General features: G+C 56.5%; 9 protein-coding genes. 7 read left to right on the top strand and 2 right to left on the bottom strand.

Annotated features, from left to right (window positions below):
* Positions 1-329: 329 nt before the first annotated feature.
* From dctP to A6R74_RS08525, 4 genes are all read left to right on the top strand, one after another.
* Positions 330-1,433, top strand: a complete 1,104-nt coding sequence (dctP, locus tag A6R74_RS08540) for a TRAP transporter substrate-binding protein DctP (protein ID WP_064234101.1) — start codon at positions 330-332, stop codon at positions 1,431-1,433.
* Positions 1,434-1,494: 61 nt separating this feature from the next.
* Entirely contained in the window at positions 1,495-1,998 is a 504-nt protein-coding gene (locus tag A6R74_RS08535) for a TRAP transporter small permease subunit (RefSeq protein ID WP_064234100.1), read from the top strand.
* The gene (locus A6R74_RS08530; RefSeq protein WP_064234099.1) at positions 1,995-3,332 is read left to right on the top strand and encodes a TRAP transporter large permease; all 1,338 of its coding nucleotides are present in this window, start codon (positions 1,995-1,997) and stop codon (positions 3,330-3,332) included. Before A6R74_RS08535 ends, A6R74_RS08530 begins: the two co-directional genes overlap by 4 nt.
* 200 nt (positions 3,333-3,532) lie before the next feature.
* Positions 3,533-5,218 carry an ABC transporter permease gene (locus tag A6R74_RS08525; protein ID WP_064234098.1) on the top strand — a complete coding sequence of 562 codons (1,686 nt, stop codon included), beginning with the start codon at positions 3,533-3,535 and terminating at the stop codon, positions 5,216-5,218.
* Between the two features lie 7 nt (positions 5,219-5,225).
* Here the strand turns inward: A6R74_RS08525 and A6R74_RS08520 are convergent, their stop codons facing one another.
* Positions 5,226-6,329, bottom strand: coding sequence for an ABC transporter ATP-binding protein (locus A6R74_RS08520; protein ID WP_064234097.1), 1,104 nt, complete (start codon positions 6,327-6,329; stop codon positions 5,226-5,228).
* A 225-nt stretch (positions 6,330-6,554) separates the two neighbouring features.
* On the opposite strand from A6R74_RS08520, the gene A6R74_RS08515 reads away from it, so the two are divergent.
* Positions 6,555-7,583 (top strand): Fe(3+) ABC transporter substrate-binding protein, encoded by a 1,029-nt coding sequence (locus A6R74_RS08515; RefSeq protein ID WP_121499370.1) that lies wholly within the window; start codon positions 6,555-6,557, stop codon positions 7,581-7,583.
* A 129-nt stretch (positions 7,584-7,712) separates the two neighbouring features.
* Here the strand turns inward: A6R74_RS08515 and polA are convergent, their stop codons facing one another.
* Positions 7,713-10,502, bottom strand: a complete 2,790-nt coding sequence (gene polA / locus A6R74_RS08510; protein ID WP_064234096.1) for a DNA polymerase I — start codon at positions 10,500-10,502, stop codon at positions 7,713-7,715.
* Between the two features lie 167 nt (positions 10,503-10,669).
* Here polA and A6R74_RS08505 point away from each other — a divergent pair, with 167 nt between their 5' ends.
* Entirely contained in the window at positions 10,670-11,629 is a 960-nt protein-coding gene (locus A6R74_RS08505; RefSeq protein WP_064234433.1) for a homoserine kinase, read from the top strand.
* Complete coding sequence (gene speA / locus A6R74_RS08500; RefSeq protein WP_064234095.1) at positions 11,626-13,542, top strand: biosynthetic arginine decarboxylase; 1,917 nt, start codon at positions 11,626-11,628, stop codon at positions 13,540-13,542. The genes A6R74_RS08505 and speA overlap by 4 nt, the downstream gene beginning before the upstream one ends.
* Positions 13,543-13,701 lie beyond the last annotated feature (159 nt).

Genomic DNA, 13,701 nt, shown 5'->3' with positions numbered 1-13,701 from the left:
GAAGAGCGCTTCAGGCAAGCTTCTTACTTACAACTTTGGTTGAACAATTTAACTACTTTCAACGTTGTGAAGCGATTCCCCCCCTCTCTTTTTTTCTCAAAACACTCTATAACCCGCTGTTTATATTGAACATATGAAATTTTTTATAAGAATCGATAGATAACACTGCTTACATTACTGATATTGCACCGCAGCGGGGTTGTTGTGCTAATTTAGCTCTGCAGCGCTAACAACGCTTGTTTACGTAAACGTAACTCAACAGTGCTGCACTTTCCTGCATTCAGGTAACCAACACTAATAACGCCACACGCCAAACCAGGAAATACATCATGAAAAAAATGACCAAATTCTCCCTCACCGGCCTCGCTGCTGGTATTGCCTTCGCTACGTTAACGACCACCGCCCAAGCACAAGAAGAGTGGACAATGACCACCACCTGGCCGGAAAACCTTGATCTAATCAAGATTGACCAGCACTGGGTGGAACTAGTCAACAAACTGGCGGGTGAAGAGCTGCAGATCAATTTCCGCGCAGGCGGAACGCTAATGCCCGGCACCGAAGTATTTGACGCCACTGAAACGGGCAGCATTGAAGCCGCAGGCGACTGGCCAGGCTACTGGGCAGGCTTAAACCCCGCCTTCTCGCCACTGGCGACCACCACCAGCCTGTTTAATGGCGTTGACTACCTCAACTGGATTCAGCAGTGGGGCGGCCGCGAACTGTACGAAGAGATTTATGGCCAGTTCAACATGGTTTATCTCCCCTACGGCATTACCAACAATGAGTCGGGCTTTATGGGCCGCACTCCAATTGAGAGCATTGCCGATTTAGATGGCAAGCGTCTACGTCTGTCGGGCCGCGACCAGGGCCGCGTACTCGAAGAACTGGGCGGCTCACAAGTCACCCTGGCAGGCGGTGAAGTCTACCAAGCCATTGAGCGCGGCGTTATCGATGCCGGTGAGTTCTCCACCCCGGGGGTTGATTTTAATGCCGGCTTTGCCGAAGTGGCCGATTACTGGGCAACCCCCGGCTGGCACCAGTCGGCTAGCGTATTTGGCGTAATGATCAATAAAGACGCCTGGGATGCGCTCTCCGAAGAGACCCAAGAGACCCTGCGTATTGCGGCAGACGCCACCATGGCTTGGTCATTAGCCTGGTCAGAGCGCCAGTCTACCGAAGCCACCCAGAAATTTATTGACGCGGGGGTGACGATCAACCAGTTCTCTGAAGAGGATCTGGCACGCATCCAGGAGGTCACCAACGAGGTTATTCTGCGCGGCGCTTGCGAAGACCCTGACCATGCCAAAGTCTACCAATCGATGATTGCCTATCTTGAGCACTATGCGACTTGGCGCGATGTTTCCGCACCCTACAATATGAGCCGCGTGATGGACAATCTGCCCTCACTGGAAGAGATCGAAGCCTGCCTGTAAGGCGCTTCTGTGCCGCCTCGGCTTCCGGGGCGGTTTTTTGTGCTGACCGCGGAGATCTTCCATGAATGCGATTGCTAAGGCGATCGATGCCATCAATGAAGCCTTCGGGCGCATCATCGCTCCATTGATTGCCATCATTACCCTGATTGTTCTGTTCGACATTGCGTCACGGTTTCTATTTGGGCGCCCCAGCGATTGGGCCTTTGACGTCACCAAAATGCTGTTTGGCGCCCACTTTATGCTGATGGCGGCCTATGGGCTAAAACATCACACCCATGTGGAAGTCGACGTACTGAAGCGCTTGTTATCGCGTAGAAAGCAAGCCGTGCTCGACGTACTCGGCTATCTGATTTTCTTTGTCCCCTTTATCTGGATGCTGATCACCCTGGGCTGGAGCTTCTTTGAACGCGCCTGGAGCCGCGGTGAAACCACCTATGGCATGGTCTCGATCCCGGTCTACCCAATTAAAGGGGTGATTGTGGTCGCTGCTATTCTGATCTTGCTGCAGGCCATTGCCATTGTGCTGCGTGCCATCATGCAGCTTCGCGAGGAGACATCAGCATGAACCTGAGTCCTGAATTACTCACGCTGGTGATGTTTGGTGGCCTTATGATCGGGCTGTTTATGGGCCACCCGCTGGCGTTTGTGCTGGGCGGTGTAGCGGTTATCGGTGCCTTTCTTGGCCCCGGCGAGCGCATCCTCGGCACCCTGATCAACAATATTTTCGGTAACGCCATGGACAACTATGTGTTGGTGGCGATACCGCTGTTTATCCTAATGGCGCGATTCTTAAACGACTCCGGCGTAACCGAGAAGATGTTTGACGCCATGCGTTTACTACTGGCGAACCTGCGTGGTGGCCTGGCGCTTACCGTGGTGATCGTTTCGGTACTGCTAGCGGCCACCACCGGCATCGTTGGCGCCTCGATTGCGGTGATGGGCATGATTGCCCTGGTTCCCATGCTCAAGTATGGCTACAACAAAGAACTCAGCGCTGGGGTCATTATGGCCAGCGGCTGTTTGGGGATTTTGATTCCGCCCAGCATTATGCTGATCCTTATGGCCAGCTACTCACCGGTTTCCGTAGGCGCACTGTTCGCAGGCGCGCTGATTCCCGGTTTGCTGCTCGGGGTCATGTATGCACTCTATGTGTTGATTATCTGCTATATCAAACCCAGCTACGGCCCCAAAGTACCGCCAGAAGAGCGCGCGGAAGTCAGCACTAAGCAGCTACTGATTATGCTGGCGAAGTACGTGCTCCCGCCCATGGCGTTGATTCTGGGCGTGCTGGGCGCGCTATTTACCGGCGTCGCTACGGCCACCGAGGCCTCGGCCATCGGCGTGTTTATCGCCTTTATTCTGTTTTTGATTTTCGGTGACCGTAAAGTCTCCACCTGTTTTTGGACGATGATCGAAGCGGGCAAAACCACCACGATGGTAATGCTCGTGCTAGTGGGCGCCACGGCCTTTACCGGCGTGTTCTCCCGCGGGGGCGGTATGACCGTGATCAGCGAGCTGGTACTGGCCATGCCCGGCGGCACCATTGGGGCACTGATCCTGATGCTGTTCCTGGTGTTTATCCTGGGGATGTTCCTGGATTGGACGGGCATTGTCTTGCTGAGCTTCCCAATCATGCTGCCCATCGTCGAAACCATGGGCGTGGATATGCTTTGGTTCGTGGTAATGGTGGCGGTAGTGCTGCAAACATCGTTCCTGACGCCGCCCTTTGGCTACGCACTGTTCTACTTAAAAGGTGTCGCACCGCCTGGGGTCGAAATCGTCCACCTCTACAAAGCGGTCGTGCCCTTCGTCGCGCTGATTCTACTGGCGTGTACGCTGATGGCCTTCTTCCCGTGGCTGATTACGGGCCTGCCTAGCATGCTGTTAGGAGGTTACTAGGTCGCCACACCTCACAGGCTTAACGACCAACCATTATGGCCCGCCTTGGCGGGCTTTTTTTGTAATGTTGTCGGGCCTGCAAAGCTGCAGCAGAGCAGCGCCAATGCTACTATTCACGCCCGTCACTATTTCGCATTCAGTGTGCTGCGCTACTTTCCGGCTTTCCACGACTGCTTTCCGTCAATGCAAGGAGTGTTCGCTTGTTCAGATCCGGCTATCGCGGGCTATTCGCCTTCTCTTCTTCGCTTAGCCGTCGCGCTACCCCCTGGTCAATTGCCCTGATTGCGGTAGCGTTCGTGGTTGCGCTGCCCGTACTGGTGGTTTTTGCCCATATCGCGATGCCCACCGATGGCGTTTGGCAACACCTGGCCAGCACCGTACTGGGCCGCTATTTAAACAATACCTTCTGGCTGGTCGTGAGCGTAGGACTTGGCACGCTGATCATCGGTACCGGGGCGGCTTGGCTAGTGGTGATGTGCCGCTTTCCCGGCAAACGGCTCTTCGAGTGGGCGCTACTGCTGCCATTGGCGGTGCCCACTTACGTGATCGCCTACGCCTACACTGACTTTTTGCAGTTTGCCGGGCCATTCCAGACCCTGCTGCGCGAGACATTTGGCTGGGGCTATGGCGACTACTACTTTCCCAATATTCGCTCCCTCGGCGGCGCCGCAACGGTGATTACCCTGGTGCTCTACCCCTACGTTTACCTGCTGGCTCGCGCCTCGTTTCTTGAGCAATCTGTATGCGTACTGGATGTAGGCCGTACGCTAGGGCGCGGCCCCTGGAAACTGTTTGCCAGCGTCGCCGTGCCGCTGGCGCGCCCGGCGCTAGTAGGTGGTGTATCGCTGGTATTAATGGAGACTCTCAACGAGTTCGGTGCCGTGCAGTTCTTTGGCGTGGATACCTTTACCACCGGTATCTACCGCACCTGGTTTGGCATGGGCGAACAGGTAGCGGCGGCGCAGTTGGCGGCGTGCCTGCTCACCTTCGTGATTGTATTAGTGCTACTGGAGCGCTGGTCGCGGGGCAAGCGCCGCTATTTCCATACCACCAATCGCTATCAGCAGTTACCCGAATACGCGCTGCACGGCTGGCGCGCTGTGGCTGCAACGCTGGCCTGTCTGGTGCCGGTGTTGGTGGGTTTTTTACTACCTAGCGGCATTCTACTCAATTTAGCGCTGCAGGGGGGCGATTCGCTGTGGGGCACGCGTTTTATCGGCTACGCCTGGAACAGCCTGGGGCTGGCAACCGTGGCCGCGCTAATCGCCGTGGGCTTAGCCGTTGTGCTTAGCTACGGCGTACGCATGCACGATACGACCTTTGCGCGGGTGGCTTCCCGGGTAGCCTCCATGGGCTACGCGATTCCGGGCTCGGTGGTTGCGGTGGGTATTCTGATTCCGTTTGCCTGGTTGGATAACGCCCTCAACACTTGGCTGAATAACCACTATGGCTACATTATCGGTCTGATCTTCAGTGGGTCAGCGTTTATCTTGCTATACGCCTACGTGGTGCGCTTTTTAGCCGTTTCGTTCAATGCCGTTGAGGCCAGTCTGGGCAAAGTCACCCCCAGCATGGATGCCGCATCGCGCACCCTGGGGCAAACCGCGGGGGGCACGCTGCGCCATATTCATACACCGATGATGCGCAGCAGCCTGCTGGCGGCAGGGATTTTAGTCTTCGTCGACGTCATGAAGGAGCTGCCCGCGACGATTATTCTGCGACCTTTCAACTTCGACACTCTGGCGGTGCGGGCGCATAACCTCGCTTCGGACGAGCGTCTGGCCGAAGCCTCCACCTCGTCGCTGGCCATTGTGGTGGTGGGTATCCTGCCGGTGATTCTGCTTAGCATGGCCATGCGCCGTTCACGCCCCGGCGCTCAGTCCTGATGAAGCATTACGCCGTGAGCGGGAAAACAAATACTTGGGAAAGGTCGAGGTGAATATCCACCGGCTGGCCTTCTGCGGGTAGAAACACCCCGGGTACGCGAGCGTGCAGGTGGGCCTCAAGGCCGTTTTCGCCATGGGCACACAGGTGCAGCAGGCTGGTGCGCCCAAGAAGTTTCGCCATTACCACATGGCTATGGCGATGGGCATCAGCAGGCAAGTCGCGCTCAACAATACGCAGCGCCTCGGGGCGAATCATGATTTGCGCGTCGCTGCCCTCGGCTAATCCGGGGGCAGGCACCCGCCCCACTGGCGTGTTCACAGCGCCATTATGTACCTTGCCCTGTAGCTCATTGACGTCGCCAAAAAAGGTTACTACAAAAGGATCTTGAGGCGCGCAGTAAAGCTCGCGGGGCGTTCCGGTCTGCACGATTCGTCCATCCCGCATCAACGCGATGCGATCGGCCATAAACATGGCTTCTTCAGGGTCGTGGGTCACCAGCAGCGTCGCCGCGCCGACCTTTTTCAGCACGTGGAGGGTATCGTCGCGAATGCGGTCGCGTAGACGCGCATCCAGGCTTGAGAACGGCTCATCCAACAGCATTAAACGCGGCGATGGCGCCAGCGCCCGCGCCAGCGCCACCCGCTGCTGCTGCCCACCAGAAAGCATATGCGGGTAAACATCGGCATAGGCGGCCATACCCAACTGATCAAGCAGCTGTGACGCCCGCTCGCGACGCTCGCGAGAGGCTAAATGTTTAAGCCCAAAGGTGACATTTTCCAATACGGTTAGGTGGGGGAAAAGTGCCGAGTCCTGGAACGCCAGTCCAACATTGCGCTTCTCCGGTGGCACATGACGCTGGCCTGGGCCGGCAATATAAATATCTTCCAAGGAAACGCTGCCCTCTTGCAGCACTTCAAGACCCGCCGCGATTCGCAGCAGCGTTGTCTTCCCACATCCCGAGGGGCCCAGCAGGCAAACTACTTCCCCAGGGGCAACGCTTAAGTCCACGCCTTTCACTACCGTATCGCCATCATAGGCATGACGTACATTATGCAGGGTTAACGCCGATGAACTAGGCACCGCCGCGGCGACCTTCAGGGTTGCTGTCATAAATCCCCACTTTGCAGCTGGGCAAACCGCCCGACAAACGACTAAACGCGGATTGTGTACATTTGAAAGTTATTTGCATTGTATTTTTTATTGCAATGAGATGCACGTCTAGTGCCTTTCGTTGAATGCGGTTGGTTAGCATTCACCTTGACCTCAACGGGGATTAAAGCTTGAATACTCACCGCTGATAATGCAACTTATTATCAAAACTGAAGGGAGATATTCATGATGACAAAAGCACGCCTGACGCTATCAGTCGCCGCCATTTTGGCGGGTTCCGCCGTTGCTAGCAGCGCTCTAGCAAACGAGCTTAACCTTTATTCTGCTCGCCATTACGACTCTGACGAGCCCCTCTACAACGCGTTCACTGAAGAGACCGGTATCAAAGTCAACCTGCTTGAAGGCGACTCCGACCAACTGATTGAGCGTATTCAGCGCGAAGGCGTGGCGAGCCCGGCTGATGTCATGATGACCGTCGACGCAGGCCGTCTCTGGCGCGCGGAAGATGAAGGTATCTTCCAAAGCATCGAGTCAGACGTTCTCAATGAACGCTTGCCCGAAGCCATGCGCCACCCTGACGGCCTGTGGTTTGGCTTTAGTCAGCGCGCCCGGGCGATTTACTACAACCGCGAAAACTTCGACCCAAGCCAGATCGAAAGCTACGAAGACCTGGCCGACCCGCAGTTTGAAGGCAAAGTGTGCATTCGCTCTTCCAACAACATTTACAACCAGTCACTGCTGGCCTCAATGATTGAGCATCACGGCGAAGAGGGTGCCGAAGAGTGGGCCCAGGGCGTGGTTAACAACATGGCGCGGGATCCGGAAGGTGGCGATACCGACCAGATTCTCGGCGTTGCCAGCGGCGAGTGCGAAATCGGCGTAGCCAACCACTACTACTATGTGCGCCTGCTGAAATCTGACGATGACGCCGAGCGTGAAGCAGCTCGCAAAGTGGGCATTATTTTCCCCAACCAAAATGACCGCGGCACCCACATCAACGTTGGCGGCGCCGGTGTGGTAGAAGGTGCGCCCAACCGCGACAACGCCATCCGCTTTCTAGAGTACTTGGCCTCAGACACCGCCCAGGAAATCTTTGCCTCCGGCAACAACGAGTTCCCGGTAGTCGAAGGCATCAAGAAAGATCCAGTGCTGGAATCCTGGGGCAACTTCAAAACGGATGACGTGAATATCAGCGTACTGGGTGAGAACAACCCTGAAGCGATCCGCATTTTTGATCGCGTCGGCTGGCGTTAAGCCTCAGTCCAAATCATCGCAACGAAGCATCGCGACTAACCATCGCGGTTAGCCCACCCCCGCAGCCAATGGCTGCGGGGGTTTCGTTTATAACAATTTTTCGTTTATAACAATGATTAGACTAGGGAGTTAGTGCGCTTCATCCCAATTGGCACCACTCTCCACCTCGACGATTAGCGGCACTTTTAGCTTTGCCGCGCCCTGCATGCGTTTTTGCACCTGCTCGATAAACGCCTCGACCTGTTTCTCGGCGACTTCAAACACCAGCTCATCATGCACCTGCATGACCATTAGCGCATCGAACTCGCCTTCCGCCAGCCACGCATCCACGTCGATCATCGCCTGCTTGATGATATCCGCCGCGGTGCCCTGCATCGGCGCATTGATTGCAGTGCGCTCGGCGCCTTGGCGGCGGTTGCGGTTTTGCGACTGGATTTCCGGCAGGTAGAGGCGCCGACCTAATACAGTTTCGACGAAGCCATCTTCCGCCGCCTGGGAGCGAATGCGCTCCATGTAGCGGGCCACGCCAGGGTAGCGGTCGAAGTAGCGGTCAATATAAGTCTGCGCCTGGTTACGTTCGATATGCAGTTGGCGCGACAGCCCCCAGGCGCTCATACCGTAAATCAAGCCGAAGTTAATCGCTTTGGCGCTGCGCCGCTGGTCGCCAGAGACCTTCTCAAGGGAGGTGCCAAAGACTTCCGCTGCGGTGGCAGTGTGGATATCCCGCCCTTCGGCAAAGGCTTCCAGCAGGCCTTTATCTTCGGAAAGGTGCGCCATAATGCGCAGTTCGATCTGCGAGTAGTCGGCGGCGACAATGCGATAGCCAGGGCGGGCAATAAACGCCTGGCGAATTTTGCGCCCCTCTTCGGTGCGAATGGGGATGTTTTGCAAGTTGGGGTCTGATGACGACAGCCGCCCGGTGGCGGTGACCGCCTGGTGGTAGCTGGTATGCACTCGGCCGGTAGCTTTATTGAGCAGCCGCGGCAACTTGTCGGTGTAGGTGGACTTCAGCTTGGCCAACCCCCGGTGCTGCATAATCACTTTCGGCAGCGGGTAGTCCAGCGCCAGCTCTTCCAGCACGCCTTCCGCGGTAGAGGGCGCACCTTTAGGGGTTTTCTTGAGCACTGGGATTTTCTGCTCTTCAAACAGAATCTGCCCCAACTGCTTGGGCGAGCCCAGGTTAAACTCCCGCCCGGCGAGTTCAAACGCCTCGCGCTCTAACTCACCAATGCGCTTTTCTAACTGCTGGCTCTGTTTGTACAGTAGGTCAGCATCTACCGCCACTCCGTTGCGCTCAATGCGCGAGAGCACTTTGATTAGCGGCAGCTCGATATGATCGAGCACTTCCGCCAGACGCCCTTCGTTCTCAACCTGGGGGCGCAGCGTTTCTTGCAGCCTTAACGTGATATCAACATCTTCGCAGGCGTAAGGCGCCGCTTGCTCCAAGGCAATTTGGTTAAAGGTCAGCTGCTTGGCGCCTTTACCGGCGATCTCTTCAAAGGAGATGGTCTTTTCGCCCAGATACTTCAGCGCCAGCGAATCCATATCATGGCGCGTAGCGGTGGAGTTGAGCACGTACGACGCCAGCATAGTGTCTGCAAAAGGCCCGGCAACGGAGATTGCATAGTTGGCCAGCACCGAAGTATCGTACTTAAGGTTCTGGCCAATCTTGGTTTTTTTAGGATCTTCCAACAGCGGCTTTAGCGCGGCGAGGACTGTTTTACGGTCAAGCTGCTGGGGGGCATCCAAATAGTCGTGGGCCAGCGGAATATAGGCCGCCTCCCCCGCTTCTAGCGACAAGCCGACGCCGACGATTTCTGCATCCATATAGTTGAGGCTGGTGGTTTCCAGATCAAAACAGAAGCGCTCGGCGTTTTGTAGCCGCGCAAGCCAAGCCTCAAAGTCTGCCTGTTCGAGAATAACGTGGTCTTCACGCACAGACGTTTTTTCAGCAGCGCTCGACGCTTCGGACTTGGTCTCTGCCTCATCAGCGCTCACGGGCGCAGGCTCGCCGCCTTTCACATCATCCACACCTTCGTCTTTGCCTTCCAGCAACTCACCCAGCCACTGGCGGAACTCCATCTCTTTATACAGGGTGACCAGCGCTTCACGATCCGGGTGGGCGATATCCAAGTCATCCAAGCCCACTGGCAGCTCGCAGTCGACCTTGATGGTCGCCAACTGATAGGAGAGAAACGCCTGTTCGCGATGTTCCTCAAGCTTCTTGGGCAGCGTTTTCGCGCCCCGGAAAGTGAGCATTTTGACTCGCTCTAAATCGCCGTAGATGGTCTCCAGCCCGCCGCCCATGCCTTGCAGCAGACCAATCGCAGTCTTTTCACCCACGCCGGGCACGCCAGGAATGTTATCGACCTTGTCACCCATTAGGGCGAGAAAGTCGATAATCAGCGCTGGAGGAAGACCAAATTTCTCTTCCACGCCCGCCTCATCCAAGGTTTCATCCTTCATGGTGTTAACCAGGGTGATATGGGCATTGACCAACTGCGCCATATCCTTATCGCCGGTGGAGATCACCGCGTCGCGCCCCGCCTGGGTAGCGTGATGGGCCAGAGTACCAATCACATCGTCCGCTTCGACACCTTCAATACACAGTAATGGCAGGCCCAGCGCTTTCACGCAGGCGTGCAGCGGCGCAATCTGACTGCGCAGATCATCGGGCATGGGCGGGCGATGCGCTTTATAGTCGCTGTACATATCATCACGGAAGGTTTTACCCGGCGCGTCGAATACCACCGCCATGGGGCTTTCGGGGTAATCCTTGATCAGCCGTTTGAGCATATTCAACACGCCTTTCACCGCGCCCGTCGGCTGACCATTGGAGGTCGTGAGCGGCGGTAGCGCATGAAAGGCACGGTAAAGATAAGAAGAGCCATCGACGAGAACGATTGGAGCGCGAGCCATAACCAAGTTCCATTGTTAAATAGGATTGTTTAAAAAGAGTTGCTCACATGATACCCGCTGCGCTGGCCGCCTGCAGAGTCAAACTCCTCTCTGTTAACACAACAACGCTGCCAACTAAGCGGCCAAGCCGCTACAATAACGGGCTTAGCAACCTGGGCGAGACTCTCATGGCTGTATTTACCCCGCTTAGCGACGCACAGGTCGCTGCGTTTTTAGAAAAATTTGATGTTGGCAGTTTCGTTTCCCTACAGGGCGTCGCAAACGGCACCGAGAATTCGACATTTTTTGTGACCACCGACCGCCGTGAACTTGTACTGACCCTTTTTGAGCAAGGCGAACACGAGGAGCTGCCGTTCTTTGTTGAACTGCTCGACTATTTGGACGAGCACCGCTTACCGGTGCCGGGTACGGTGCACGACCGTGAAGGTATCGCGCTGCATAGCCTGGAGGGCAAGCCAGCGCTGCTATTCCCGCGCCTGCCTGGCCGTCATCCGGAAGCGCCCAATTTAGCCCAATGCCAAGCCTTAGGTGACACTTTGGGTCGTATGCACGTGGTATCGAAGCGCTTCCCCGGCCACCGCCCGAATCCGCGGGATCTCAACTGGCTGCACGTGATGCACCACAAGGTATTGAGCTACATAAGTCCCGCTGATCAAACGCTGATGAAGGACGAAGTCGACGATTTCGAAAGCGCCTTCAGCCAACACGGTGAGCTGCCCCAGGGTGCTCTGCATGGTGACCTGTTCCGCGACAATACTCTGTTCGAGGGGGATCAGCTCGGCGGTATTATCGACTTTTATAATGGCTGCACCGGCGATCTGCTGTTTGATTTGGCGATTGTGATCAACGACTGGGCCTCTAACGAGGATGGCACGCTTAATTTAGAGCGCCACGATACGTTATTAAGCGCTTATCAAGCGCGCCGCCCATTAACCGCGGCTGAACGGGAGCTGTGGCCGACCATGCTGCGCATGACAGCGCTGCGCTACTGGCTGTCGCGCTTACTGGTGGTCTATGTTGACCCGCCAGCTCACGACTTGACGCCCCACGATCCGGAGCGTTTCCGTACTATTTTAAATGCGCGCATTGCCCACGGTGCACTGCCGCTGCCTGAGGTGTCTGCATGAGTGTGATGGCAACGACTAGCCCTGCCCTGCGCGCACGGCGCACCTGGAATATCGATCAATGGGGTAGCGGCTACTTCGACGTGGATGACCACGGTCAGGCCCTGGTACGCCCGCTGGGTAGCGATGCGGAAGGCCCGGCGCTGCCGCTTAGCGGCCTGGTTCGCCAACTGCAAGCAGCCGGGCTGCGCCTACCGGTGCTGGTGCGCTTTAGCGATATTCTTCATGACCGGGTAGAGCAGCTGTGCGGTGCTTTTGATGCTGCCATGAGCGACTGCGACTATCAGGGCGGCTACACTGCGGTTTACCCGATTAAAGTCAACCAGCAGCGTCGGGTGGTCGAAGAAATTCTGGCGACCGCTGAGCGCGGCAATGGCCGGGTGGGGCTCGAAGCGGGCAGCAAGCCAGAACTACTGGCTGTCCTGGCGCTTTCCGACAGCGGCTCCTCGCTCATTGTGTGTAACGGCTATAAAGACCGCGAATACGTGCGTCTGGCGTTGCTAGGGGAGAAGCTGGGCCACAAGGTCTACTTGGTGGTCGAAAAGCTCTCCGAACTGCAGTTGATCCTAGAAGAAGCCCGAGAGCTGGAGGTCACGCCCCGCATAGGCCTACGTGCCCGCCTAGCCTCGGTGGGTAAAGGCAAGTGGCAGAATACCGGCGGTGAAAAATCCAAGTTTGGTCTCACCGCCAGCCAGATTCTAGAGGTCGTAGACACCCTACGTCGCGAGAATGCGCTGGAAAGCCTGCAGCTGGTGCACTTCCACTTGGGCTCCCAGATCGCCAATATCCGCGATATTCAGCGCGGCCTACGCGAATGCGCGCGCTTTTATCAAAATCTGATGGAACTGGGTGCACCGATTGACACTGTAGACGTCGGCGGCGGTTTGGGAATCGACTACGAAGGCACTCGTTCGCGTAGCTTCTGCTCGGCCAACTACTCGATGCGTGAATACGCCCGTAACGTAGTGAGTGCCTTTGCCCAGCTGTGCCAAGAAACGAACCTGCCACAGCCCCATCTGATCAGCGAATCGGGCCGTGCGCTGACCGCCCACCACGCGGTATTGATCACCAACGTGATTGGCGAAGAGCGTATCGACGACACCCCACCTGAGCAGCACTCTCAAGAAGATACCCAAGTGGAGCTTCTGTGGCGGGTGTTCGAGCAACTCGCTACCGCTCAAGAACCACGCATGCTGGTAGAAGCCTGGCACGACCTGCTTCAGGCGGTAAGTGAGTTGCAGGAACGCTTTGTAATGGGCTTGAGTAATATTACCGCCCGCGCCGAAGGCGAGCGGGTGTACATGGCTGCCTGCGCACGACTGCGTACCCAGCTTGATACCCGCAACCGGGCCCATCGTGAAATCATGGACGAGCTGGCGGAGAAACTAGCCGACAAGCTGTTCGTTAACTTCTCATTGTTCCAGTCTGTCCCTGACGTTTGGGGGATCGAGCAGATATTCCCGGTGCTGCCGTTGAGCGGGCTTGATCAGGCCCCCACCCGACGGGCGGTGATTCAGGATATCACCTGCGATTCCGACGGCCGCATCGACAGCTACGTCGACGGCCAAGGGGTCGAGAGCACCCTGCCGCTGCCTGAATGGCCATCAGACGACGAGCGCTGGTTAGGCTTCTTCCTGGTGGGCGCCTATCAGGAGATCCTTGGCGATTTGCATAACCTGTTCGGCGACACCGACTCCGTTGACGCTGCGCTCAATGCAGACGGCGAGTGGACGCTCTCCAATCCCCTGGCCGGGGACTCGGTGGCCCAGGTGCTGGCCTACGTCAACTTCAATGCCAACGTGCTCAAGCAGAAGCTCACCGACCAGCTAGCCGCAAGCGGCTTCTCTGCCGACGAGCAGGCCCGCTTTGCGGCCAGCTTAAGCGAAGGGCTGGAAGGCTATACCTATCTTGAGTGAGCTTTTTTGAATGGTCTATCTTGAACAGCCTCGAACAGCTTGGCTTAAATGGACTGCCTAGATAGGTTGGCTTAAACGGCCCAAAAAAAGAAACGCCACCTGTGGTTAACGGGTGGCGTTTCTATTGATAACGATAGCGAATGCTTGTGGCGGGCTATC

Source organism: Halomonas sp. ALS9, from assembly GCF_001651035.1.
Lineage (GTDB): Bacteria > Pseudomonadota > Gammaproteobacteria > Pseudomonadales > Halomonadaceae > Vreelandella.
Note: the sequence above shows the minus strand (reverse complement) of the source record. Positions and strands in the feature narration are given on the sequence as shown.

Excerpts from the sequence above, each read along its gene's own strand:
- dctP (WP_064234101.1), top strand. The coding sequence starts at position 330 with ATGAAAAAAATGACCAAATTCTCCCTCACCGGCCTCGCTGCTGGTATT.
- A6R74_RS08535 (WP_064234100.1), top strand. The coding sequence starts at position 1,495 with ATGAATGCGATTGCTAAGGCGATCGATGCCATCAATGAAGCCTTCGGG.
- A6R74_RS08530 (WP_064234099.1), top strand. The coding sequence starts at position 1,995 with ATGAACCTGAGTCCTGAATTACTCACGCTGGTGATGTTTGGTGGCCTT.
- A6R74_RS08520 (WP_064234097.1), bottom strand. The coding sequence starts at position 6,329 with ATGACAGCAACCCTGAAGGTCGCCGCGGCGGTGCCTAGTTCATCGGCG.
- A6R74_RS08515 (WP_121499370.1), top strand. The coding sequence starts at position 6,555 with ATGATGACAAAAGCACGCCTGACGCTATCAGTCGCCGCCATTTTGGCG.
- polA (WP_064234096.1), bottom strand. The coding sequence starts at position 10,502 with ATGGCTCGCGCTCCAATCGTTCTCGTCGATGGCTCTTCTTATCTTTAC.
- A6R74_RS08505 (WP_064234433.1), top strand. The coding sequence starts at position 10,670 with ATGGCTGTATTTACCCCGCTTAGCGACGCACAGGTCGCTGCGTTTTTA.
- speA (WP_064234095.1), top strand. The coding sequence starts at position 11,626 with ATGAGTGTGATGGCAACGACTAGCCCTGCCCTGCGCGCACGGCGCACC.